Origin of the sequence: Martinezella paranaensis, from assembly GCF_014200235.1 — a bacterium.
Taxonomy (GTDB): Bacteria; Pseudomonadota; Alphaproteobacteria; order Rhizobiales; family Rhizobiaceae; genus Rhizobium; species Rhizobium paranaense.
The window spans coordinates 274,547-298,284 of the sequence record NZ_JACHBI010000005.1; the positions used below are offsets into that span (position 1 = coordinate 274,547).

A 23,738-nucleotide genomic window follows, 5' to 3' on the forward strand; every position below is an offset into this window, starting at 1 on the left:
ATTGCCGCGAACCCGGATTTGGGAGCCTTTCCGCGGTCGTTAAACCTGCCTTGAGCCGGATTCATTGTTGACGACAAAACATCGACGATTTATCGATATTTTATAAGCGAACATCACGCGGTTTCAGTGGAGGCGGTCTTGTCGGGCAGCGCAGCGGGTCATTGGGATTTCTGGATCGATCGTGGTGGCACTTTCACCGACATTGTCGGACGCGATCCCTCGGGAGAATTGCACGCCCGCAAGGTTCTTTCGGAAAATCCCGAGGCCTATCGCGACGCCGCAGTTTGCGGCATCCGCCTGCATCTCGGCCTGACGAATGGCGAGCCGATCCCGGCGGGCTTGATCGGCGAGGTGCGCATGGGCACGACGGTCGCCACCAATGCGCTTCTGGAGCGCAAGGGCGAGCGCCTAGCCCTGATCACGACCAGAGGATTCCGCGACGCGCTGCGCATTGGCTATCAGGAGCGCAAGAAGATTTTCGCGACCGAAATCATCAAGCCCGAAGCGCTCTACGATGATGTGGTTGAAATCGGGGAGCGCGTGCTTGCCGACGGCACGGTGGAGTTGGCCCCGGACGAGCGGGCGGCGGAAGCGGCATTGCGGGATCTGCGCGCCAAAGGCTATCGCGCGATCGCGATCGTCTTCATGCATGCCTATAAATTCCCGGCGCATGAGGCAACCGTTGCCAAGATCGCAAGACGGCTCGGTTTCGAGCAGGTCTCGGTCAGCCATGAGGTCTCGCCGCTGATCAAGCTGGTCGGCCGCGGCGACACGACCGTAGTCGATGCCTATCTCTCGCCGGTGCTCGGACGTTATATCAACCAAGTCTCCGAAGAGCTTGATATTGCTCGCACAGGCGCGCGCGTCATGTTCATGATGTCGTCCGGCGGGCTGACCGCCGCCGACATGTTCCAAGGCAAGGATGCTATCCTTTCCGGTCCGGCCGGCGGCGTGGTCGGCCTCGCCAAGACCGGCGAGCAGGCGGGGTTCGCCAATGTCATCGGCTTCGATATGGGCGGCACGTCGACGGATGTGGCGCATTTCGACGGCGAATATGAGCGGGCTTTCGAGACGGAAGTCGCCGGTGTCCGCGTCCGTGCGCCGATGATGTTGATCCATACGGTGGCGGCCGGTGGCGGCTCGATCCTGCATTTCGATGGCGACCGTTTCCGCGTCGGCCCGGACTCCGCCGGCGCTTTTCCTGGCCCAGCCTGTTATCGCAATGGCGGACCCTTGGCGGTGACCGATGCCAATGTCATGACCGGCAAACTGCTGTCGGAATTCTTCCCGGCGATCTTCGGGCCGAACCAGGACCAGCCGCTCGATGTCGAAACCGTGCGCAGCAAGTTCGCCGCGCTGGCCGCCGAGATCGGCGATGGTCGCAGCCCGGAAGAAGTGGCTGACGGTTTCATCCGCATTGCCGTTGCCAATATGGTCGAGGCGATCAAGAAGATTTCGGTGCAGCGCGGCTATGACGTGACCCGCTATGCGCTCAACTGCTTCGGTGGCGCCGGCGGACAGCATGCTTGCCTGGTTGCCGACGCGCTTGGCATGAAAAGCATTCTGCTGCATCCGATGTCCGGCCTGCTCTCGGCCTATGGCATGGGCCTCGCCGATATCAGGGCTACGCGGCAGAAGGCGCTTGGCGTACCACTCGACGATGCCGCGCCGGCAGCCATTGCCGCATTGGGCAGGGAATTGCAGGGCGAATGCGTACCGGAATTGCAGGCGCAGGGCGTCGCTGCAGACGATATCCGCACTATCGAGCGCGCTCACGTCCGCTATGCCGGCACGGATACGATGCTGGCTGTCGAGGTCACCTTCCCCGAGATCGACAATTACGCGCGACTGCGCAGCGAATTCGAAGTGCTGCACAAGCGCCGCTTCGGTTTTGTCGCGGAGGATAAGCCGCTGGTGGTCGAGGCGGTCGAAGTCGAGACGATCGGCGGTGCGGCGGCCGAAATTGACGCCGAGCGGACAGAGGCAGGTCAAGGCGAAGCTGATGCGGCCCGCCGCACGTCCTTCCATTCTCAAGGCGAAAGCCATGACGCAGCCGTCGTGCTGCGCGAGGCGATCTTGCCCGGTCAGACGATGACCGGACCGGCCATCATCATCGAGCCGAACCAGACCATCGTCATCGAGGATGGCTGGCAGGCGAAGTTGACGGCGAAGGATCACATCATTCTGACCCGCATCAAGGCTCTGCCGGCCCGCACTGCCATCGGCACCAAAGCCGATCCGGTCATGCTGGAAATCTTCAACAATCTCTTCATGTCCATCGCGGAACAGATGGGCGTGACGCTGCAGAACACAGCCTATTCCGTCAATATCAAGGAGCGGCTGGACTTCTCCTGCGCCGTCTTCGATGCCGAAGGCAATCTCGTTGCTAATGCACCGCATATGCCGGTGCATCTCGGCTCGATGGACGCCTCGGTCGCGACTGCCATCCGCGAAAACCCGGTCATTCATCCCGGCGACGTCTTCCTGATCAATGCGCCCTACAATGGCGGGACACATCTGCCGGACCTGACCGTCTGCACGCCCGTCTTTGACGATGCCGGCAAGGACATTCGTTTCTGGGTCGCCAGCCGCGGCCATCATGCCGATATCGGCGGCATCTCGCCCGGCTCCATGTCGCCGCTTGCCACGCATATCGAGGAGGAAGGCGTCTATATCGATAATTTCAAGCTGCTCGATCGCGGCCGTTTCTGCGAAGACGAGCTGGCAAAGCTCTTGACCGGCGCGCGCTATCCGGTGCGCACGCTGGCGCAGAACGTCAACGACCTGAAGGCGCAGGTCGCCGCCAACGAGAAGGGTGTCGCCGAACTGAAGAAGATGATCGTCCACTTCGGTGAAGATGTGGTCGATGCCTATATGGGTCACGTCCAGGACAATGCGGCCGAAAGCGTGCGCCGCGTTCTCGATCGCCTGCCGGAGGGCGAGTTCAGCTATGAGATGGATCAGGGCTGCAAGATCGTCGTCAGGATTTCGATCGACAGGGATAAGCGTGAGGCGACGGTGGATTTCACCGGCACCTCGGAGCAACGCGCCGACAATTTCAATGCGCCGCAGCCGGTCACCCGTGCCGCCGTGCTCTACGTCTTCCGCGTTTTGGTCGAAGCCGATATCCCGATGAACGCCGGCTGCCTGAGGCCAGTCCGGATCATCATCCCGGACGGGACGATGCTGACGCCGAAATATCCGGCTGCCGTCGTCGCCGGCAATGTCGAGGTCAGCCAGGCCGTCACCAATTGCCTGTTCGGGGCCGTCGGCACGCTGGCCGCCGCCCAAGGGACGATGAACAACCTCACCTTCGGCAATGATGCCTATCAATATTACGAGACGATCTGCTCCGGCGCTCCGGCCGGTCCGGGCTTCAATGGCGCCGATGCGGTGCATACGCACATGACGAACTCCCGCCTGACCGACCCGGAAATTCTCGAGACCCGCTTTCCCGTGGTGCTGGAGGATTTCCATATTCGCCCGAATTCCGGCGGACGCGGCCAATGGAACGCCGGCAACGGCACGCAGCGCACCATCCGCGCCCGCGAGACGCTGGAATTTGCGATCCTCTCCGGCCATCGCCGCGTGGCACCCTTCGGCGTCAAGGGCGGCGAACCCGGCCAGACCGGCCGCAACTATGTCCGGCGTAACGACGGCACGATCGAGGAACTGATCGGCGCCGCCCATACGGTGCTGGACGCCGGCGAGGCCTTTACCGTCGTCACCCCGACGGGGGGCGGTTACGGCAAGCCGGAGGCGTAGAAAAGGGATCAGTGGTCGCCTTGAGCGCGGTGATCTCCGCCGCAGAAGCCGGCTACTCATAATGAAATTTTAGCGATAACTTGTTGAAGAATTGTCTTTGTCGACTAGTCTGCTTCTTCAATCCGGATATGTGAGGGTTCTTTGGGCAAGCCGAAGGAACGGAAATCGTCCCGCGAATTGATCGTGTCATCCGCTCATCTGGCGGTTGGCAGTTCTCCGGCCCTCTCCGAACTGGAGTATGGATTGATCCTCTTTTCGCATGCGTTCAATCGCTGGACGGTGCGCTGCATGGCGGCTGCCGGTGTGCCCAGCCTCTCCCCGATCGAGATCCTGATCATCCATTCGGTGCGGCACCGCGGCCGGCCGAAGACGCTGTCCGATCTTTGCCTCGTGCTCGATATAGAAGACACCCATGTCGCCAACTATGCCGTGAAGAAGCTGGAGGCTGCCGGTCTCGTCAAGACCGGTAAGACCGGCAAGGAAAAGATGATCGAGGTGACCGACAAGGGCCTGGGAGCGCTGACGCGCTATTCCGAAATCCGCGAGCGGCTGCTTGTCGAAGCCACCAAGGTTTCCGGCCTCTCTCAGGACGATCTTTCCGACATTGCATCACATTTGAGAGCTCTGTCGGGTTATTATGAACAGGCAGCAAGATCAGCGGCAACCCTGTAAGGTCCTGTCGATCTTCTCAAGGCAGCCCCGAACGCATCCGGCAGATCCGCAGCGCCGATTCGAGATCTATCACTTGTGTTCGGGGCTTTATCTTTTTTTGGCGTCTCATACCTATATTAGTCCTGTGCGATCCATTGTTGAACATCGGCCGAAGCATTTGCGTTGATGAAACGGCGGGATTGGGTTTTCACGGAAGCATGACTTTTGCGAAAATTGCTGGCTTCGCACGATAGGAAAAGTGTGCTTACGTTGACCGAAAGGGGAATGGTGTCAAAACTTCTATGAAAAACGATAGTTTCGAGCTTAAATTCTGGGGTGTGCGGGGAAGTATCCCCGTGTCGGGACCGGAATTCGAGCGTTACGGCGGGAATACATCCTGCATTGAAATACGGCACGACGGCAGACACATGATTTTCGACGCGGGCACCGGCGCGCGAGAAGCGGCATTGTCGCTTGCGAAAGAAGGTGTTCGCGACGTCGATGTCTTTTTCACTCACTCACACTACGACCACATCATCGGTCTGCCGTTCTTCAATCCGATCTACGACCCTAAGGTCAGCGTCGATATCTGGTCGGGCCATCTTGCCGGCAAGACGACGACGCGGCAATTGATCGGCCAGTTCATGCGGCCGCCCTGGTTTCCGGTCGAGCCCGACATTTGTCGTGCGACGATGAAGTTTCGTGATTTCATCGCCGGCGATACGCTGAAGCCGCATCCGGGCATCGTCATCCACACCGCCAAGCTCAACCATCCCGGCGGCTGTATCGGCTACCGTATCGAATGGGCGGGCCGGACCATTGCCCTGGTCTACGATACCGAGCATCTGGCGGGTCAGCTCGACGAAGCAGCCCTTTCGCTGATGAAGGATGCCGATCTCGCCGTCTACGACACGACCTATACCGAGCCGGAAATGCCGAAACATCTGGGCTTTGGACATTCGACCTGGGAGGAAGGCGTCAAGCTGGCGGAGAAAGCGGGCGCGAAGCGCCTAGCACTCTTCCACCACGCGCCGGCACGCACCGACAAGGAGCTGGACGACATGCAGCGGGATGCACGGGCAAGCTTCCCTGGCGCCTTTGCCTCCTTTGACGGTCAACTGCTCGAGCTTTGAAGCACCAATCCCGGACGCGGAAAAAGCAGTTTGGAATAGGATCGCGCTTGCCCGCAGTTAGCCCATGAAGTCGCTGACTTGGCGCCAGTCGATGGCCGTGTGTGCAGCCGTCTCTTCGAACAGCGTTGCAATGAAATCCCACGCCAAGGCATCGTGGACGAGGTGATGGGTGAGGATGCCGATCGGCTCATCATTGCCATCGAAGCGATTTTGCAGTTCCCGCACCAGGTAGCCGACCAGCTCCCCATGCGGCCGGCCTCCATGTGTCCCATGCCAATCCATGATATCGACATGGGTGTTGACCAGCGCAATCGGCTGATCCGGCTTTGCCAATCCATAGACCGAAACGGCACGGTATCCGAAAGCGGCCAGTTCGGGCAGCAGCGCCTTATCGATCCGGTTCCATGGCGGCACCAGCATCGGCGCGAATTGCTTGGGATAGAGCGTTTTCAGCTTGTCGAAACCGCGGCGGAGTTCATCGAGGACGACAGCTTGCGGACGATGCGGGCCAAGTTCCTGTTTTTTCGTCTCGTCCGGTGCATAGTTGTGGTGCGTCCAGCCATGCACGGTCACGGTCAGCGCTTTCTGGCTCGCCAGCCGCGCCGCGAGCGGCTCGCCGGTAGGGGCGGGGATCACTGCCAATGTCATGGGCACTTCGTATCGATCCGAGAGCGCTAGCAGATGGTCAAGCACGTCTGTTGGCTCGATGGCGTCGTCGTCACGAAACCATAGCTTTGCCCTTCGGCCAGCATCGGCCCAACGCTGCAATTCACCGCGCAGAGGCTGCCATGCGGCTCTATCGCTCATAATAGGAATCTCCCAAATGCTTCCGCAGGATGGCTTCAAGTCGTTTCGAGGCAGCGGTCAAGGACCGCTCTTCATGAACGAAGCGGTAGGCCGCCTCGCCCATCGCCCCGCGCTTCCGGTCGTCGTCCAGCAAACGCGCGACAGCGTCGGCATAGGCTTTCGGATCGCCCTCGGGCGTCAGAAAACCGGTGACATCGTTTTTTACCACTTCCGGCACGCCGGCGGTTGCCTGCGCCACGACGGGCAGGCCGGCGGCCTGTGCCTCGAGATAGGCAAGGCCGTAAGCCTCACCGCAGCCCGGCCAGACATAGATGCCCCCTGCCTGCAGCTCGCTGACGATCTCCGGCGTTGAGCGCTCTCCGAGCCAGGTGATGCGATCGGCATCGAAGGCGGAGAACAGCGTCCGCACCTCCCCTCGCATCGGTCCGCCGCCGACGACGGTCAGCGTCCAGTCGCGATCCCGGATCAGCTCTAGCGCCTGCGCGAGCATTGCATAGCTGTCGAACTTGTCGCCGCGCCGCATCATTGCGACGGTTATCAATCGGTGCGGTGCGGTTTCATCGGCCAGCGGTGCAAAGGGCATCGTATCGATGAACGGCAGGAAGCGCTCGTAGCGACCCTCGGGAACGGCGTCCAAAAGCCCGATCCGGTCGCGCTCGGTAAAACAGAGATTGACGGCAGCCTGCCGTACGGCTTCGGCGATCAAGCGCTGGTTTTCGCCCCAGCCGCTACTATCGTGCCGCCTGCTGTAGGATGCCTCGGCAGTCACGTAGGGAATGCCAAGTGACGCTGCGGCGCGCGGGCCGATCAGGTCTGGCGTCTTATAGTAGGGATGATAGGTGAACCAGAGATCCGGCGGCAGTTCCGTCCGCCATTCCTCCAGCAATCTGTCGGTCTCGTCAGCCGCTTTCCGATCGATCTCGGCACGCGAGGCATCCTGCGGAGTCGGCGTGAAACTGCGCAACTCGGAGGCGATCTCGACCTTATGCCCCGCCATCTCCAATGCCGCAATGATCAAGCGTGCCATCAGCCGGTCGCCCGACGGCACCGGATGATTGGGCGATTTCAATGGGGCATAGAAGGCGATCTGCATGGCACGCACGAATAGTTGACAATAAAGTGATAGTTTGGCCCGGAAATGTACGGTAAATGCCCGAATTCCGACAGGTTGCTTGACAATAAGGCTTCCGCTGAAAAAGCCGCATCCTCGACAGTATGTGGTATTGTAGCTAGATCATTAGGCGATAACCGCTTTCCGTTCTTTTGTGAACGGGCAATATAAATTGGATTTGATGACCACCGAGGCGCGAAAACCCATCATCTCCGATCGTCTTGCGCGAAAGTTCCGCCTCGGCTCCGGTTTGGTCATCTTCGTCTTCGTGATCATGCACCTGGCCAATCATTCCCTCGGATTGATTTCGCTGAGTGCCGCCGATCACGCGCAGCACTGGTTCATGGCCGTCTGGCGCAATCCGGTTGGCACCGTCCTTCTCTACGGCGCGCTGATCGTTCATATCCTGCTCGTCCTGCGCATGCTTTACAAGCGCCGCACCCTGGTCATGCCGGCCGGCGAGGCCTTCCAGATCGTCACCGGTTTACTGGTTCCGGTTCTCTTGATCGATCACATCATCGGCACGCGCATTCTGCACGATATCTATGGCTATAATGATAGCTACCGCGCCATCGTCCATAGTCTGTGGATCACGTCGCCGGCGAACGGTGTACGCCAGACGATCGTGCTGATCGTCGTCTGGATTCATGGCTGCATCGGTATTCATTTCTGGCTGCGCTATCGCTCGTGGTATACGGCCATTGCGCCCCTCATGCTGTCTTTCGCCATCGTGCTGCCCGTGCTCGCCCTGCTCGGTTTCGCCGCCATGGGCCGAACGGTCTCGCATGAGGCGGCGCAGAATGACGAGCGCGGTTTCAGGGGCGGCTATTACAGCGACATGCGTAGCTATGGCGAAAGCGGATCCGTACCTGGCCGGCAGGTGGTCAGCGCCTTATGGCCCTATCGCGCCGGCTTCTACGGTGCTTTCAGCGCATCGATCATCGGCCTTTTCGCCTTCCGCACCCATCGCAGGCTGCGCGAACGGCAGCATCAGGTCACGATCCGCTATCCCAGCGGCGAAGTCGTGCATGCGCCCCGCGGCTTCACCGTGCTCGAAGCGAGCCGCCTTGGCGGCATTCCGCATTATTCTGTCTGCGGCGGCAAGGGCCAGTGTTCGACCTGCCGCGTCCAGATCATCGAAGGCGCGGACAATCTGCCGCCGCCGGAGGCGCTGGAACAAAAGACGCTGAACCGTATCGGCGCCACACCGGACGTTCGCCTCGCCTGCCAGTTACGCCCGACAGGAAACGTCAGCGTCGTGCCGCTCCTGACACCGATGGCGGAATCCACCATTCCCGTCTACAGCCAGACGGCAAGCCCTGGCCGCGAGCGTGAGATCGTCGTCTTTTTCTGCGATCTGCGTCATTTCACGACGCTGACCGAATCGCGCCTGCCTTTCGATATCGTCTTCCTGCTCAACCGTTATTTCGCGATCGTCGGACGCATCATCGAGAGCAATGGCGGCCGGATGGACAAGTTCATCGGCGACGGCGCCATGGCCTTGTTCGGCCTGCGCACCACGCCGCAGGAAGCCAACCGGCAGGCGCTGAAAGCGGCGGCCGAGATCATCAGGGAAATCGACAAACTTGGCGAAGAACTGGCGGATGAGCTATCGGTCCCGCTCGAAATCGTCGTCGGTCTGCATACCGGCTTGGCCGTGGTCGGTTCAATGGGCTATGGCAACGTCAAGAATGTGACGGCGATCGGCGATACCGTGAACGTGGCGAGCCGCCTGGAAAGCGTCGCCAAGGAATTCAACCGCGCGCTGGTTTTCTCCGAGCCGGTGGCGAGCCTTTCCGGCGTCGACATCGCCAATATCGAAAGCCGTGAGATCGCCGTTCGCGGCCGCGGCGAGCCGTTGCGCGTCTATATCGTTCCGAAGGAAGAGATTGGTCGCTTTGCGTAAACGTCTCGCGCTAATTCCTTGAATCCAGAACATTCCTTCAGCGGCTCCATTTGAAAGCATGATGTTCTGGTGTAGGGATGGCGCGATGTCTGACCACAAGATCCTGACCGCGAAATTCTGGAGACGCGCCCTTCGCAAGATCAGGGATCGTATCGCCACGCGGCTGTTCGATACCCGCCTCGGCCGCGACATCCTGATCAGTGCCATCGGCCCGCGCGTCAAGACGATGACGGTGGATTGCGGCGATCATGTCCTGAGTTTTTCGCCTGCCGACTACATCGGCCGCAAAGTGTTTCGCAAAGGCCATTTCGAGCGCGATCATGTCGACCGGCTTCTGACGGTTCTGCGCGAGCGCGGCCTGTTGCGAAAGGGCACCGTCCTGCTTGAACTCGGCGGCAATATCGGCACGCAGACCTGCTATTTCGCCCTGAGCGGCGCCTACCGCCATATCGTTACCGTCGAGCCTGATCCGCGTAATTTCCGGCTCCTGTCGATCAATATCGCCGACAATGGGATGCGAGATAAGGTGACGGCGATCAATTGCGCCGCTGGCGATCGCGAGGGACAGCTCGATTTCTATCTGAACCATAAGAACCATGGCAAAAGCAGCGCCTTTCGCCAAAGCGAAAACGATGAAAAGATTTCGGTACCCGTCCGTCCCGTCGCCGATATTCTCGTTGATGCCGGCGTCAAGACCGCCGATATCGGGCTGATCTGGATGGATATCGAGGGCTACGAGCCGGTGGCCGTCAGGTCGATGCAGGCGCTGACGGCTCGCAAGGTGCCGCTTTACATGGAATTTACGCCGGCCTTTTATGGCAAGGATCAGGCGGTCACCTTCATCGCCGACCTCGCCGGCTACTACGTCGAATGTCTGGTCTTTTTCGAAGACCGCACCATAGCGATGAAGGTTACCGATCTGCCGGTTGAAGGCGACCAGTTCAACGTGTTGTTTTTGCGCTGACGGCTATCTGCGCCGATAGATGAAATAGCGCCCGTCTTTCACGCCCGATGGTAAGGACAACTCTTCGAGATCGGGATGCTCAAGCGGCAGGCCGCTGACGGCGAGGCCGCGCGAGGCAAGAACGCCAGCCATGATTTCGGGCAGCCAGGTCAGCGTGACGGCGTCCTTATCCTCATAGCCGGTGCCGATGTCGGCATGGGCAAGCGACGCGCCGATACCGATGAAATCTCTGGCGGTGTCCTTGATTTCGCCGAGGACGAGATTGCCGTCCTCCGGCATCGAGGAGCCATAGGCATTTGCAGCCCGGTCGAAGGCGACGACGCGGCGGTCCGGAAAAAGTTCGCGCAGATGATCGAAAGTGCGGCCATTGCCGAGCCCAAGTTCCAATACGGGGCCGTCGAGCGCTTTGATCTCGTCGGCGATGGCATTGAGAATGTCTCGCTGTGCGGTCAGGCGGCGGATGAAACTATCCAGGCGGCTCATTCGTATATTCCTTGGCGTCGTGGTGTCTCTCGCGCAGTCGGAGTAGCATGGCGGATGATACCGCGTCGACCGCCTGCTGGTTTTTCGGTGCAGTTGTTGTAGAGGTGTCGCGTCGCACGCCTTGGGGGGATGATCATGACTGATCTATCGAACGACGATTTCTTCCGTTCTTTGCCGGTTTTCACCGATTTCGAGGGCGTCACCGACAGCAACAACTATCAGCCCCTTCCTAATGATTGGCTCCTGGCGGTGGCCGATATCGTCAGCTCGACAAAGGCGATCGCATCGGGCCACTACAAATCCGTCAACATGGCCGGCGCCAGCGTGATTTCAGCGGTGCTCAACGCGCTGGATAATGGCGACTATCCCTTCGTCTTCGGCGGCGATGGCGCTCTGGTGGCTATCCCTCCCTCCGGTGAGGATCGCGTCCGACACGCCCTTGCGGCGGTGCGGACCTGGGTCACCGAAGAGTTGGAACTCAACCTGCGTACCGCGCTGGTACCGATGGCGGACGTCCGGGCGGAGGGGCTGGATGTGCGGGTTGCCCGTTTCAGCCCCAGCGATTTCGTCTCCTATGCTATGTTTTCCGGCGGCGGCGCGAGCTGGGCGGAAAAGCAGATGAAGGCGGGACGTTTTGCTGTCGAAGCGGCGCCGCAAGAGACACGGCCTGATCTGACCGGTCTTTCCTGCCGCTGGAATCCGATCGACGCGCATAATGGCGAGATCGTCTCGATCATTGCCGTTCCCGATGCCGCCGGTAACGGCCCCGAGTTCCAACGCCTCGTTGCCGATATCATCGCCATCTCCATGGAGCAGAACCGCGGCGGCCACCCTGTGCCGGTCGAGGGCCCGACACCGGCGCTTGCCTTCGAGGGCGCCGAGATGGAAGCGCGGGCAACCGCGTCCGTTGCCAATCGCTGGCTGCGGAAGCTTTCGATCGCTGCGCAGATCGTTGTCATCTACATCCTCGACAAGTTCGGCATTCGCGCGGCAACCTTCGATGCCAAGATCTACCGGCGTGACCTCGCTGCAAATTCCGATTTTCGCAAATTCGATGACGGCTTGAAGATGACCATCGATGTGGACGCTGCGCATCTTTCCCGCATCGAAGCCCGGCTGCGCGAGGCCGAAGCCGCGGGCATCTGCCGTTATGGCCTGCATCGGCAGCAAAGCGCGCTGATGACCTGCTTCGTGCCGACGCCGCTGATGCGCGACCATATGCACTTCATCGACGGAGCAAGCGGCGGTTATGCAATGGCGGCAATGGCGTTGCGGGAGAAGTTGCGTGCTGCCGTTTCGTCTACATTGGATACGTCCTTGGCGTCGCCCGGTACACCCTGACGTTTATTCTCTTTGGCAAAATTTCTTGAACCGCATCGTTTTTGGCCATTGTTTCAGCGGCATGACAGGCTTATCTAAACAAGAACAAAACGAGAGCCGGCAATTCTGGCGGCCCTTTTTTGTTGTGCTGTCTGTCCGCCAGGACGCGTAGGAGGCGCAGCAAGATCTTTCAACGCGCCGGCGCTGCTCAAACCTTCTGGGAAAATGTGCCGTCGCCTGCTGCATGGTTCGCTCATCCGACCGTGCCAAAAATGCTTGGACACGACCTTATCGCCGCGCCCACATCATTTGGTAGACGGCGCGCCGTCGCGGAGGAGCATTTGGGATTGCAAGGATAGGCCGCAGGAATGATGACCGTTCACTCAAGTGTTTCCGATATTTTTCTCGACAAGGTCGCCGAATGGCTGACTCAGTCGGCACTGACAGGCGAAAATCTCGAAAGCATCGTTCGCGGTTTCTGCGAACGCATCGCCGCTTCCGGCCTGCCGATTGCCCGCGTGCATCTGACCTTTTCGATGCTGCATCCGCTCTATGACGCCCTCGGCTTCACCTGGCGCCGCGCCGGAGGGTTGACGATCGAAGGCTATCGGCATGTGAACGACAAGCCGGAGCGCTTCGTGCAGAGCCCCTATTATTATCTGCTCTCCAACAATCTCCTGCACTTGCGCCGCCGTGTCGATGTTGACGGGCCGTTGGAGTTTCCCGTCTTCGAGGACCTGCGCAAGGAGAAGATCACCGACTATATCGCCTTCGTGCAGACCTTCGGCGCCGGTTCCGCGCAAGGAATGATGGGCTCCTGGTCGACCGACAGCACCAGCGGCTTCAGCGAGGAGATGATCGGCGCGCTGATGCGCATGCAGAACCATCTCGCCATGGCCGCCAAGATGGCAGTGCTCGGCAGGCTCGCCAACAACATGCTCACCACCTATCTGGGCGGCGATGCTGGTAAGCGCGTGCTGAACGGGCAAATCCGCCGCGGCGATGGCGAGACGATCCGCGCCGCTCTCGTCATGGGCGACATGCGGCAGTCGACCCTTTATGCCGAGAAAGAAGGCCGCCAAGCCTATATCGATACGCTGAACGAATTCTTCGACGCCATCGCTGCGCCATTCAACCGCAATGGCGGCGAGATCTTGAGTTTCCTTGGCGACGGCTTCCTTGCCGTCTATCCCTGCGGCCGGCACAAGGACCCGTCCAAAGTCGCTTGCGAGGCGGCACTGTCAGCCGTTTTCCACGCCCAGGGCCGCGTTTCCGCGCTCAACAAGGATCGCAAGGCGCGTGGCATGAGCGAAGTTCGTTACGGCATCGGCCTGCATGTTGGAAACGTCATGTTCGGCAATGTCGGGCTCAAGGATCGTTTGACCTTTTCCGCCTTCGGGGCCGCCGTCAACGAAGTGCAGCGGCTGCAATCCCTCACTAAGAAATATTCGAAGGAAGTCATCGCGAGCCAGGCCTTTGCTGGCTATACCGGCGGTGAGTGGGTCACGCTTGGCGAAGAGAGGCTGCGCGGCGTCCGCCAGCGCTTCACGGTCGTGCATCCGAAGGCCATAGCCGGGACCAATGGGACGACGGAAGTCTTTTATGACGCGGCCGCCGACGGTCTGTCGGAGGCAGAACAGGTCATCCTCCTGCATCGCGATGCCAAGAAGTTGGAGAACCATCCGCAGGTCGAGAAGTTCGTGCAGTGACCCCCAACAGCATACAGTTGAGCATCCTCCGATAGATCACTGGAAAAGCGACAGTTTTTTAACAGTTGTGGCCTTCCTTTGTCTAACTGGACACCCGTTATGGCCTACGTTAGTGTGCCATATGGGGCCATAAAGGTCGTGCAAGCAGGAACTACATCAGTATGGCGTCTGGGACTGATTTATTGCGTATCGAGAACCTGGACGTCTCGTTCTCGATTTACGGCGACAAGCTACGTGTGGTGAAGAACGCCAATCTCCGGGTGCTTCCCGGCAAGGTAACGGCGCTGGTTGGCGAGTCCGGTTCGGGCAAATCGATCATCAGCCAGTCGATCATGGGCATTCTGCCCACGCCAGCCAAGGCGACCGGCCGCATTCTTTTTACCGATCCGCTGAACGGTGAGACAACGGACGTTCTCCAGTTGCCGCGCGACAGCTTGGAGATGCGCCAGCTTCGCGGCGCGCGCATGGCCAAAATTTTTCAGGAGCCGATGACCTCGCTCTCGCCGCTGCACAGGATCGGCAATCAGATTAGCGAGGCGCTTCGCATCCACAATCCGGGCATCAGCCGAACCGAGCAGCGTGAGAAGACCGAGGAGATGCTGGGCCTCGTCGGGTTTCAGAATCCGCACCGCACCTTCGATATGTACCCATTCGAACTGTCCGGCGGCATGCGCCAGCGCGCGATGATCGCCATGGCGCTGATCTGCAATCCGGCGCTGCTCATTGCCGACGAGCCGACCACGGCATTGGACGTCACGATCCAGGCGCAGATTCTCGGCCTGCTGCGCAATCTGCAGCAGAAATTCAACATGGCCATGCTGCTGATCACCCATGATCTCGGCGTCGTCGCCAATATGGCCGACGAGGTCGTGGTCATCTATCACGGCGAGATCATGGAGGCCGGACCGGTCGATGCGATCTTCCGCCAGCCGCAGCATCGCTATCTCAAGGCATTGATGTCGGCGGTGCCGCATTTCGATATGAAACCCGGCGAACGGCTGAAATCGCTGCGCGACGTGCCGGTCAATCTCAGCACGTTCTCGGGCAAGAAGAAATTGGCCAAAACCGATGGCAACGCTCCGCCGCCGGTGCTGCTCACGGTGCGCAATCTTACCAAGACCTATACATCGAAAGGCACCGGGCTGTTCGGGCGGAAGGCGGGTACGAAGTTCCGCGCCGTCGATGACGTCAGCTTCGACATCCGCCGCGGCGAATGTCTGGGCCTCGTCGGAGAAAGCGGGTGCGGAAAGACGACGGTCAGCAAAATTTTGATGCGCGCCATCAGGGCGGATAGTGGCTCGGTGACATTCGAGGACCGTGACGGCAAGATCGATGTGCTGGCCGTCAAGGGCGACGAACTCATGGAGCTCCGGACCAAGATCCAGATGGTGTTCCAGGACCCGGTTTCATCCTTGTCGCCGCGCATGACGATCCGCAATATCCTGAGCGAACCCCTTGAAATCCACGAGCACGGCGACAGCAGCGAGCGCAAGGAGAAGGTCAAAGGGCTGATGCAGGCAATCGGCCTCGACCAGCACTATCTGAGCCGCTATCCCCACAGCTTTTCCGGCGGTCAGCGCCAGCGCATCGGCATCGCTCGCGCTTTGGCGCTTGGGCCGAAGCTGCTGATTCTCGATGAGCCCGTCTCGGCGCTCGACGTCTCCGTGCAGGCGCAGATCCTTAACCTTCTCAAGGATTTGCAAAAGGACCTTGGCCTTACTTATCTTTTCATCTCGCACAACCTCGCCGTCGTCGACTATATGGCCGACCGCATCGCCGTCATGGCTCGCGGCCGCATCGTCGAAATCGCGCCGCGCGAGATCATCCTGCGCGATCCCGTCCATCCCTATACCCGCTCGCTGCTCGCGGCAGTCCCCTTCCCCGATCTCGACCGGCCGCTTGATTTCTCTACCTTGAATGCCGAGGGCCCGGCCGCCAAACAAAGCTGGGGACCGCAATTCGCGGCGGATGAAGGCGGAGATTTCGCCTACGCCGATCTTGGCGGCGGTCATTTCGTCCATGCCCGCCGCGGCGCCGATGTGAAGGAGTTGCGCTCGTGATCGATCGTCGCACTTTTCTCGGCCTTCTCGCCTCCACCGTGCTGCCGCTGCCGACGATCGCGGCGGATGCCGACAACGAACCGGATTTCCTGCACGACTGGCTGCGTTCCGGCCAGATGCCACCGCTCGCGCAGCGCTTGCCGAAAAACCCGCGAATCATCAATCTCGCCGCGCTCGGACGTGAGCCTGGCCGTTACGGTGGTTCGCTGCGCACGCTCATCGGCAGCCAGAACGACCTGCGTCTCATGAACGTCTATGGTTATGCCCGTCTCGTCGGCTATGATCAGACGCTGACATTGCAGCCGGATATTCTTGAGTCCTTCGAGGTGGAGAATGATACCGTCTTCACGTTCAAGCTGCGCGACGGCCATAAGTGGTCGGATGGGAAGCCGTTTACCTCCGAGGACTTCCGTTACTGGTGGGAAGACGTCATTCTCAACAAGACATTGACGCCGGGGGGTGGCGCGCTGGAGCTGCGTCCTCACGGGGACCTGCCGCGCTTCGAAGTCATCGATCCGCTGACCGTGCGCTATAGCTGGGACCAGCCCAATCCATTTTTCCTACCGAACCTTGCCGCGCCGCAGGCCCTGCCGATAGTCGGCCCTAGCCATTATCTCCGGCAGTTTCATCCGAAATATCAGGACGATGTCCGCCTTTCCGCGCTGATGAAGCAATATCGCGTCAAGAAAGTCGCCGACCTGCACATCAAGATGGCTCGCGTCTATCGCCAGGAAAATCCGGAGCTGCCGGTGCTGGACCCCTGGCACAACACGACCGCACCGCCGGCAGAACAATTCGTGTTCGAGCGTAATCCCTACTTCCATCGCATCGATGAAAACGGCAAGCAATTGCCCTATGTCGACCGCTTTATTCTCAATCTCAGCTCCTCGGCGATCATCCCGAATAAAACTGGCACCGGCGACAGCGACCTTCAGGCGACGGCCATTAACTTCGACAATTATACTTTCTTCAAGGACGCGGAGAAGTCCTTTCATCTCAAGGTCAATCTGTGGAAGGCGACGCGCGGCTCGCGCGTGGCGCTGCTGCCGAATCTGAATAGCGCCGATCCGGTATGGCGGCAGGTATTGCGCGACGTACGGGTGCGCCGTGCCCTGTCGCTGGCAATCAACCGCCACGAGATTAACATGGCAGTTTTCTATGGCCTCGGCACTGAAAGCGCCGACACGATGCTGCCGGAAAGCCCGCTCTTCAGGCCCGAATATGCCAAGGCATGGATCGCTCATGATCCGGATCAGGCCAATGCCCTACTCGATGCCGCTGGCCTCGACAAGCGAGACCAGGACGGTATCCGCCTGCTGCCGGATGGACGCCGCGCCGAGATCACGGTCGAGACGGCAGGCGAAGGCACGCTCGACACGGACGTGCTCGAACTCGTTACCGACCATTGGCGCAATGTCGGCATAGCTTTGTTTACCCGCGCCTCTCAGCGCGACGTCCTGCGCAGCCGCGCCATGGGCGGGCGTATCGTGATGTCGATTTGGTTAGGGCTCGACAACGGCGTGGCGACGGCGGACATGAATCCTGGCCAGCTTGCACCGACGATGGACGACCAACTGCAATGGCCCCTCTGGGGCATGTATTATCTTTCCCGCGGCACGCAGGGCACGGCGCCTGACGTGCCGGAAGTGGTGCGGCTCGTCGAGTTGGTGAACCAATGGGGCAAATCTACCTCGTCTTTCGAACGCGCCGAGATATGGCATGAGATGCTGGCGATCTATACCGATCAGGTTTTCTCCATCGGGCTTATCAACGGCACGCTGCAGCCGATTGTGCACGTTGATCGATTGCAGAATGTTCCCGAAAAGGCGCTCTACGGCTTCGATCCCACCTGCTATCTCGGTGTTTATATGCCCGACACCTTCTGGCTGAAGGAGGATCAACCGCGTGTTTAAATATATTCTTTGGCGCATTGCGGTGATGGTCCCGACTCTGCTTGTCATCTCGATGTTGGTCTTCACCATCATCCAGCTTCCGCCGGGCGATTTTTTCGAAAGCCAGATCGCCGAGTTGCGGGCGCAGGGCGAGACGGCCAACATGCAGGAGATTCAGGATCTTCGCCACGAATACGGCCTCGATAAGCCCATAGCGCTGCAATATGTCTATTGGGTCGCCGGCATGCTGCACGGCGATTTCGGCTATTCCTTCGAATATCAACTGCCGGTATCGGATGTGGTGGGCGACCGCTTGTGGCTGACCATCCTGGTGTCGACGGCCACGATCGCTCTTACCTGGCTGATCGCCTTTCCGATCGGCATCTATTCGGCAACCCATCAATATAGCTGGGGCGATTATGGGCTGACCTTCCTTGGTCTGCTCGGCATCGCCATTCCGAACTTCATGCTGGCGCTCATCCTGATGCATTTCGCCAATATCTGGTTCGGTGTGTCGATCGGCCATCTGATGGATCTGCAATATCTGTCGCAGCCTATGAGTTGGGCAAAGGCGCGCTCGATCCTAGCGCACCTATGGATTCCGGTCATCATTGTCGGCACCGCCGGTACCGCCGGCATGATCCGCCGCCTGCGCGCCAACCTGCTCGACGAGATGCAGAAGCAATATGTCGTCACCGCCCGCGCCAAGGGACTGCATCCGCTCAGAGCGCTGGTAAAATATCCGCTGCGCATGGCGCTCAATTTCTTCGTCGCCGATATCGGCTCGATCCTGCCATCGATCATTTCCGGCGCCGAGATCACCGCCATCGTGCTGTCTCTGGAGACAACCGGGCCGATGCTGATCAAGGCGCTGCAGAGCCAGGATATGTATCTCGCCGGCTCGTTCCTGATGTTCCTCGCTTTCCTCAACGTTATCGGCGTGTTGATTTCCGACATAGCCCTTGGCTTCCTCGATCCGCGTATCCGCTTGCAAGGCAGGAGCACAAAGTGAACGCACCCCTGCCGCGCCCGGGCGCACCCCTAGAACACTATGTTTCAACTGCCGTCTTCGATCCGGATCAGTTCGAAGCGATGTCGGCCGGTCAGGCCCGCTTCTACAAGGCCTCGCAGAAGCGGTTGATGTGGTGGAAATTCAAGCGGCACCGGCTTGCTCTCGCCTCCGGCATCTTCCTGCTGCTGCTCTACAGCATGATCTTGATTGTTGAATTCCTGGCCCCCTATGGCCTGCACACCCGCAATGTCGATTTTATCCATGCACCGCCGCAGCGGGTTCACTTCTTCAATAACGGTGAATTCGTCGGCCCCTTCGTCTATGGCCGCAAGATGACGCTCGACATCGATACGCTGCGGCGGATCTATACCGACAAAAAGGACGACGTGCAGCCGATCCGCTTTTTCTGTCGTGGTGATGGCTATCGGTTTTGGGGCTTGGTGGATGCGAATATCCATTTGGTCTGCCCCGCTGTCGGCGGCCAGATGTACCTGCTCGGTACCGACCGGCTGGGGCGTGACGTATTGTCCCGTATCATCTATGGCGCGCGCATCTCCCTGACGATCGGGCTGGTCGGCATCGCCATCAGCTTCGTGCTGGGGATAGTCATCGGCGGGCTGGCGGGATATCATGGTGGTATCTTCGACCTTCTCGTCCAGCGGGTCATCGAAGTGCTGCAATCGTTGCCGAGCCTGCCGCTGTGGATGGCGCTCGCGGCGATCATGCCGGTGACCTGGAGCCCCATCATCATCTATTTCGGTATTACCATCATCCTCGGCATTCTCGATTGGACCGGATTGGCGCGCGCCGTTCGCTCCAAGCTCTTGTCTTTGCGCGAAGAGGACTATGTACTTGCTGCGCAATTGATGGGTGCAAGTTCTCCGCGTATTATCGGACGTCATCTTGTACCTGGATTCATGTCGCATCTGATCGCGACGGCGACGATTTCGATTCCCAGCATGATCCTCGGCGAAACTGCGCTGAGCTTCCTGGGTCTCGGTCTTCGCCCACCGATCACTAGCTGGGGTATCCTGCTCACCGAAGCGAGAGACGTCAGCGTCATTGCATTTTATCCGTGGCTACTCTTTCCGATGGTCCCGGTGATTTTGGTCATTCTGGCGTTCAACTTTTTAGGAGACGGCTTGCGCGACGCAGCCGATCCCTACAAATAGCGAAAAGCGTGGCCAAGAAATGGATTGCAATTCGAAGAGCGGCCGCGGACGTCGTTTGACCAACCGCGAAAATGACTTTCATTCCTGAGGTTTTGCCCATGAAGCGGCGCTTAGAAGATGCTCGAATCCTCATGTATAGCCATGACACATTCGGTCTCGGTCACCTTAGGCGGTGCCGAACGATCGCGCATGCGCTCGTCGAGGACTATCGAGGGTTGACCGTCCTGATCATTTCCGGCGCGACGATTGCCGGTGCTTTCGATTATCGAGCCCGAGTCGATTTTGTGAAGGTGCCGAGCGTCATCAAGCTGCGCGATGGCGAATATACGTCGATGGCAAGCCACGTTGATCTTCAGGAAACCCTGAAGATGCGCCAGTCGATCATCCGTCACACGGCGGAGACCTTTCAGCCCGACATCTTCATCGTCGACAAGGAGCCGATGGGTCTGAAGGGCGAGGTCGAGGAGACGCTGCAGTATCTGAAGGCGCGCGGCACCACGCTCGTGCTCGGCATGCGCGATGTCATGGACGCGCCGCACCTGCTGGAAGCGGAGTGGAAGAAGAACAACGTGCTGCAGAAGATCGATCAGTTTTACGATCGTGTCTGGGTCTACGGCCCACCGGATTTCCATGATCCCCTTGTCGGTCTCGATGCACCGCCCGGCGTACGCCGGAAGATGGAGTTCGTCGGCTTCCTGCAGCGCAGTGTATCCACTCTGGGCACGAAGTCGGAACATGTGCCCGACGAGGATTACATTTTGGTCACGACCGGTGGCGGCGGCGACGGCGCCGATCTCGTCAGCGATGTCGTCGGCGCTTTCGAGCAGGACGATACGCTTCAACACAAAACGTTGATCGTGCTCGGCCCGTATATGCCGGTCAAGGAACGCAACCACCTGATCGAACGCGCAAATAAGATTGCCTGTCTGCAGGTAATAGAATTCGACAACAAGATGGAAGAGCTGATCGCCGGTGCCAAGGGCGTTGTCGCCATGGGTGGCTACAACACCTATTGCGAGATTCTGTCCTTCGACAAGCCGGCGCTGATCATTCCGCGGACGCGCCCACGCGAGGAACAGTTAATCCGCGCCCAAAGGGCAAGCGAGCTCGGCCTTGTCGACATGCTGCTGCCGGAGGAATCCGCCGATCCGAAACTGCTTGCGGCTGCGCTGAAGCGCCTGCCGACGCGCGCACCACCATCGGCGAGCGGCGAGAACATGCGGCTGGAAGGGTTGGTGCATATTTCCCGCATTGTCGGCGATTGGTTTGACGACCGCGACCATTATCCGCCGCTGTCGATCGTCGCCGAATAGAGCATCGGAACCGATCGATGCGAAAAAAAATCCTGGTGGTGCTCAAGGGCTATCCCCGCCTGTCCGAGACTTTCATCGCGCAGGAGTTGCTTGGCCTGGAAAGGGCCGGCTTCGACCTGACGCTGATCTCGATGCGCAAGCCGACGGACAAGAAGCGCCATCCCGTCCATGACGAGATCAAGGCCCGGGTCGTCTATCTGCCGGAATATCTGTACAACGAGCCGCTGCGCGTGCTGCGTGCCTTCCTAGCCGGGATCAGGAAACCCGGCTTCAAGCCGCTGCTCCGGCAGTTCTGGGCCGATCTCAAGCGCGACATTACGCCGAACCGCGTCCGGCGTTTCGGCCAGGCGCTGGTGCTGGCGCATGAATGGCCGGACAATGGCGAGTGGCTGCACGCGCATTTCATCCATACGCCGGCCTCGGTGACAGCCTATGCCAGCATCATGACCGGCATTCCCTGGACGTGCTCGGCGCATGCCAAGGATATCTGGACCTCGCCGGATTGGGAGCTTTCGGAAAAGCTCGAACGCGCCCGCTGGACGGTGACGTGCACGCGTAGCGGCTTCGAGCATATGCGAGATCTGACGGCGGTGCCCGAGAATGTGCACCTCAGCTATCACGGCCTCGATCTCGCACGTTTCGCGCCCTTTACAGGCCATCATTCCGATCGTGATGGCGCACAGGCATCCGATCCAGCGCTGCTGCTCAGCGTCGGGCGTGCGGTGGAGAAGAAGGGTTACGACGTGCTGCTAAGAGCATTGGCGCTGCTGCCCGTCGATCTCCATTGGCGCTTTACCCATATCGGCGGCGGCGATGGGCTGGCGAAGCTGAAGGCGCTTGCCGAGACGCTCGGCATTGCCGACCGCATCACCTGGAAAGGCGCGATGGCGCAGGAAGATGTGCTGGCGCGTTATCGCCAGGCGGATCTCTTCACCCTTGCCTGCCGTGTGGCGGCGGATGGCGACCGCGACGGTCTGCCGAATGTGCTGGTCGAGGCTTCCAGCCAGCGCCTCACCTGCCTCTCCACCAATATTTCCGGCGTGCCGGAGCTGCTGACCGATGGCGAAAACGGCTTCCTCGTGCCGCCGGAGGACCCGAAGGCGCTGGCGGCGGCGATGGAACGGGCGATCCGCAACCCGGCGCTGCGCCATCGGCTTGGAGACGCTGCCGAAAAACGAGTGCGCGAGCATTTCGATCATCATTCCAGCATTTGGCAATTGACGCGGCTGTTCGAGGAACAGTGGCAAAAAGAAGAGCAATGGCGCAAATCCGCATGACGCCCCTCCGCAATTCATCTTTCCCTACTTCGTCCCCCCGTGTTTTTTTCTATGTTCAGCATTTGCTCGGCATCGGCCATCTTGCTCGTGCCAGCCGCATTGCCAGCGCCTTGGCGAAGGATGGTTGCCAGGTAACGGTCGTCACCGGCGGTGTGCTGGTAAACGGCTTTCCGGGCCTGGATGTCACCTCCGTCACCCTGCCGCCGGTTGTCGCCAGCAGCGCCGGCTTTTCGGGACTTGCCGATCAGTCGGGAAACGCCGTCGGCGAGGAGTTTCTGGCCGCGCGCCGCGACCGGCTGCTGGATGCTTTCCGGACGGCGGCGCCCGATGTCGTCATCATCGAGGCATTTCCCTTCGGCCGCCGTCAAATGCGCTTCGAACTCCTGCCGCTGCTCGATGCCATCGCCGGAGCCAACCCAAGGCCGAAGCTCTACACCTCCGTGCGCGATATCCTGCAGCAGCAGAGGAAGCCGGGGCGCGACGAAGAGACGGTTGCGCTGCTGCGGGATCATTTCGACGGCGTTCTCGTCCATGGCGATCCCAATTTCGTTCGATTGGAGGAGACATTTCCCCTCACCTCGGCCATATCCGACAAGATCACCTATACCGGTCTGGTTGCACCACCGCTGCCGCCCGAACCGGCCGAAATCTTCGACATCGTGGTTTCCGCCGGTGGTGGTGCCGTCGGTCGCGATCTGATCCGCGCCTCGCTGGAGGCGGCAAGCCGAGTGGCGGTCGACCGTCGCTGGCTGTTGGTCACTGGGCCGAACCTGCCGGAGCCGGATTTCGCTGCATTGACAAAGGATGCACCCGGCAATGTCAACGTCGTCCGTTTCCGCAAGGATTTTCCGTCCTTGCTGCGGGGGGCGGAACTGTCGATCTCGCAGGCGGGCTATAACACGGTCGGCGATCTCCTTGTCACCGGCTGCCGCTCGATCCTGGTTCCGTTCACGGCCGGAGGCGAGACGGAGCAGTCTGTGCGTGCCGAGCGGCTGGAGAAACTCGGACTGGCGCTAGCCTTGCCGGAAGCAGGGTTGACGACGGATCAGCTCGCCAACGCGGTGGAAATAGCGCTGTCGCGGCCGAAGCCGTCGAACCCTGATATTGACCTTACCGGCGCCGAGCGAACCTCGGCGATCATTCGCGAAGCGTGACGGTTGCAG

General features: G+C 60.0%; 17 protein-coding genes. 14 read left to right on the forward strand and 3 right to left on the reverse strand.

The features are described from left to right. The first annotated feature begins 138 nt into the window (after positions 1-138). The 3 genes from GGD50_RS15025 (at position 139) to GGD50_RS15035 (ending at position 5,549) form a co-directional block, all read left to right on the forward strand. Positions 139-3,765, forward strand: coding sequence for a hydantoinase B/oxoprolinase family protein (locus GGD50_RS15025; protein ID WP_183938143.1), 3,627 nt, complete (start codon positions 139-141; stop codon positions 3,763-3,765). Between the two features lie 141 nt (positions 3,766-3,906). Next, entirely contained in the window at positions 3,907-4,437 is a 531-nt protein-coding gene (locus GGD50_RS15030) for a winged helix DNA-binding protein (RefSeq protein WP_183938144.1), read from the forward strand. Positions 4,438-4,718: 281 nt separating this feature from the next. Further along, a complete protein-coding gene (locus GGD50_RS15035) occupies positions 4,719-5,549 on the forward strand; it encodes an MBL fold metallo-hydrolase (protein ID WP_183938145.1) in 831 nt (276 codons plus the stop codon). Positions 5,550-5,606: 57 nt separating this feature from the next. Here the strand turns inward: GGD50_RS15035 and GGD50_RS15040 are convergent, their stop codons facing one another. Both GGD50_RS15040 and GGD50_RS15045 read right to left on the reverse strand, forming a co-directional pair. Beyond that, positions 5,607-6,356, reverse strand: coding sequence for a polysaccharide deacetylase family protein (locus GGD50_RS15040; RefSeq protein WP_183938146.1), 750 nt, complete (start codon positions 6,354-6,356; stop codon positions 5,607-5,609). Next, the gene (locus GGD50_RS15045; protein WP_183938147.1) at positions 6,346-7,449 is read right to left on the reverse strand and encodes a glycosyltransferase family 4 protein; all 1,104 of its coding nucleotides are present in this window, start codon (positions 7,447-7,449) and stop codon (positions 6,346-6,348) included. Before GGD50_RS15045 ends, GGD50_RS15040 begins: the two co-directional genes overlap by 11 nt. Positions 7,450-7,648: 199 nt before the next feature. Between GGD50_RS15045 and GGD50_RS15050 the strand changes: the two genes are divergently transcribed. Both GGD50_RS15050 and GGD50_RS15055 read left to right on the forward strand, forming a co-directional pair. Next, positions 7,649-9,373 (forward strand): adenylate/guanylate cyclase domain-containing protein, encoded by a 1,725-nt coding sequence (locus GGD50_RS15050; RefSeq protein WP_183938306.1) that lies wholly within the window; start codon positions 7,649-7,651, stop codon positions 9,371-9,373. Between the two features lie 85 nt (positions 9,374-9,458). After that, positions 9,459-10,337, forward strand: a complete 879-nt coding sequence (locus tag GGD50_RS15055) for an FkbM family methyltransferase (RefSeq protein WP_183938148.1) — start codon at positions 9,459-9,461, stop codon at positions 10,335-10,337. Between the two features lie 3 nt (positions 10,338-10,340). On the opposite strand, the gene GGD50_RS15060 is transcribed toward GGD50_RS15055, so the two are convergent. Further along, entirely contained in the window at positions 10,341-10,820 is a 480-nt protein-coding gene (locus tag GGD50_RS15060; protein WP_183938149.1) for a class I SAM-dependent methyltransferase, read from the reverse strand. 135 nt (positions 10,821-10,955) lie between these two features. On the opposite strand from GGD50_RS15060, the gene GGD50_RS15065 reads away from it, so the two are divergent. The 9 genes from GGD50_RS15065 (at position 10,956) to GGD50_RS15105 (ending at position 23,729) form a co-directional block, all read left to right on the forward strand. Continuing rightward, the gene (locus tag GGD50_RS15065; RefSeq protein ID WP_183938150.1) at positions 10,956-12,161 is read left to right on the forward strand and encodes a DUF3095 domain-containing protein; all 1,206 of its coding nucleotides are present in this window, start codon (positions 10,956-10,958) and stop codon (positions 12,159-12,161) included. Positions 12,162-12,508: 347 nt separating this feature from the next. Further along, positions 12,509-13,849, forward strand: coding sequence for an adenylate/guanylate cyclase domain-containing protein (locus GGD50_RS15070; RefSeq protein ID WP_183938151.1), 1,341 nt, complete (start codon positions 12,509-12,511; stop codon positions 13,847-13,849). A 161-nt stretch (positions 13,850-14,010) separates the two neighbouring features. Continuing rightward, entirely contained in the window at positions 14,011-15,909 is a 1,899-nt protein-coding gene (locus GGD50_RS15075) for an ABC transporter ATP-binding protein (RefSeq protein WP_183938152.1), read from the forward strand. Further along, positions 15,906-17,822, forward strand: coding sequence for an ABC transporter substrate-binding protein (locus tag GGD50_RS15080; RefSeq protein WP_425503980.1), 1,917 nt, complete (start codon positions 15,906-15,908; stop codon positions 17,820-17,822). Before GGD50_RS15075 ends, GGD50_RS15080 begins: the two co-directional genes overlap by 4 nt. Then, on the forward strand, positions 17,815-18,813 hold the full coding sequence (locus GGD50_RS15085) for an ABC transporter permease subunit (protein ID WP_183938153.1): 999 nt from the start codon (positions 17,815-17,817) through the stop codon (positions 18,811-18,813). The genes GGD50_RS15080 and GGD50_RS15085 overlap by 8 nt, the downstream gene beginning before the upstream one ends. Then, complete coding sequence (locus GGD50_RS15090; RefSeq protein ID WP_183938154.1) at positions 18,810-19,985, forward strand: ABC transporter permease subunit; 1,176 nt, start codon at positions 18,810-18,812, stop codon at positions 19,983-19,985. Before GGD50_RS15085 ends, GGD50_RS15090 begins: the two co-directional genes overlap by 4 nt. 98 nt (positions 19,986-20,083) lie before the next feature. Then, positions 20,084-21,298 carry a glycosyltransferase family protein gene (locus tag GGD50_RS15095; RefSeq protein WP_183938155.1) on the forward strand — a complete coding sequence of 405 codons (1,215 nt, stop codon included), beginning with the start codon at positions 20,084-20,086 and terminating at the stop codon, positions 21,296-21,298. 17 nt (positions 21,299-21,315) lie between these two features. Continuing rightward, a complete protein-coding gene (locus tag GGD50_RS15100; RefSeq protein ID WP_183938156.1) occupies positions 21,316-22,575 on the forward strand; it encodes a glycosyltransferase in 1,260 nt (419 codons plus the stop codon). After that, positions 22,557-23,729 carry a glycosyltransferase family protein gene (locus tag GGD50_RS15105; protein WP_183938157.1) on the forward strand — a complete coding sequence of 391 codons (1,173 nt, stop codon included), beginning with the start codon at positions 22,557-22,559 and terminating at the stop codon, positions 23,727-23,729. The genes GGD50_RS15100 and GGD50_RS15105 overlap by 19 nt, the downstream gene beginning before the upstream one ends. Positions 23,730-23,738 lie beyond the last annotated feature (9 nt).

What these genes read in the sequence shown, in the direction of transcription:
- GGD50_RS15035 (WP_183938145.1), top strand. Translation starts at nt 4,719, where the DNA reads ATGAAAAACGATAGTTTCGAGCTTAAATTCTGGGGTGTGCGGGGAAGT.
- GGD50_RS15040 (WP_183938146.1), bottom strand. Translation starts at nt 6,356, where the DNA reads ATGAGCGATAGAGCCGCATGGCAGCCTCTGCGCGGTGAATTGCAGCGT.
- GGD50_RS15045 (WP_183938147.1), bottom strand. Translation starts at nt 7,449, where the DNA reads ATGCAGATCGCCTTCTATGCCCCATTGAAATCGCCCAATCATCCGGTG.
- GGD50_RS15050 (WP_183938306.1), top strand. Translation starts at nt 7,649, where the DNA reads ATGACCACCGAGGCGCGAAAACCCATCATCTCCGATCGTCTTGCGCGA.
- GGD50_RS15055 (WP_183938148.1), top strand. Translation starts at nt 9,459, where the DNA reads ATGTCTGACCACAAGATCCTGACCGCGAAATTCTGGAGACGCGCCCTT.
- GGD50_RS15060 (WP_183938149.1), bottom strand. Translation starts at nt 10,820, where the DNA reads ATGAGCCGCCTGGATAGTTTCATCCGCCGCCTGACCGCACAGCGAGAC.
- GGD50_RS15065 (WP_183938150.1), top strand. Translation starts at nt 10,956, where the DNA reads ATGACTGATCTATCGAACGACGATTTCTTCCGTTCTTTGCCGGTTTTC.
- GGD50_RS15070 (WP_183938151.1), top strand. Translation starts at nt 12,509, where the DNA reads ATGATGACCGTTCACTCAAGTGTTTCCGATATTTTTCTCGACAAGGTC.
- GGD50_RS15075 (WP_183938152.1), top strand. Translation starts at nt 14,011, where the DNA reads ATGGCGTCTGGGACTGATTTATTGCGTATCGAGAACCTGGACGTCTCG.
- GGD50_RS15095 (WP_183938155.1), top strand. Translation starts at nt 20,084, where the DNA reads ATGAAGCGGCGCTTAGAAGATGCTCGAATCCTCATGTATAGCCATGAC.
- GGD50_RS15100 (WP_183938156.1), top strand. Translation starts at nt 21,316, where the DNA reads ATGCGAAAAAAAATCCTGGTGGTGCTCAAGGGCTATCCCCGCCTGTCC.
- GGD50_RS15105 (WP_183938157.1), top strand. Translation starts at nt 22,557, where the DNA reads ATGGCGCAAATCCGCATGACGCCCCTCCGCAATTCATCTTTCCCTACT.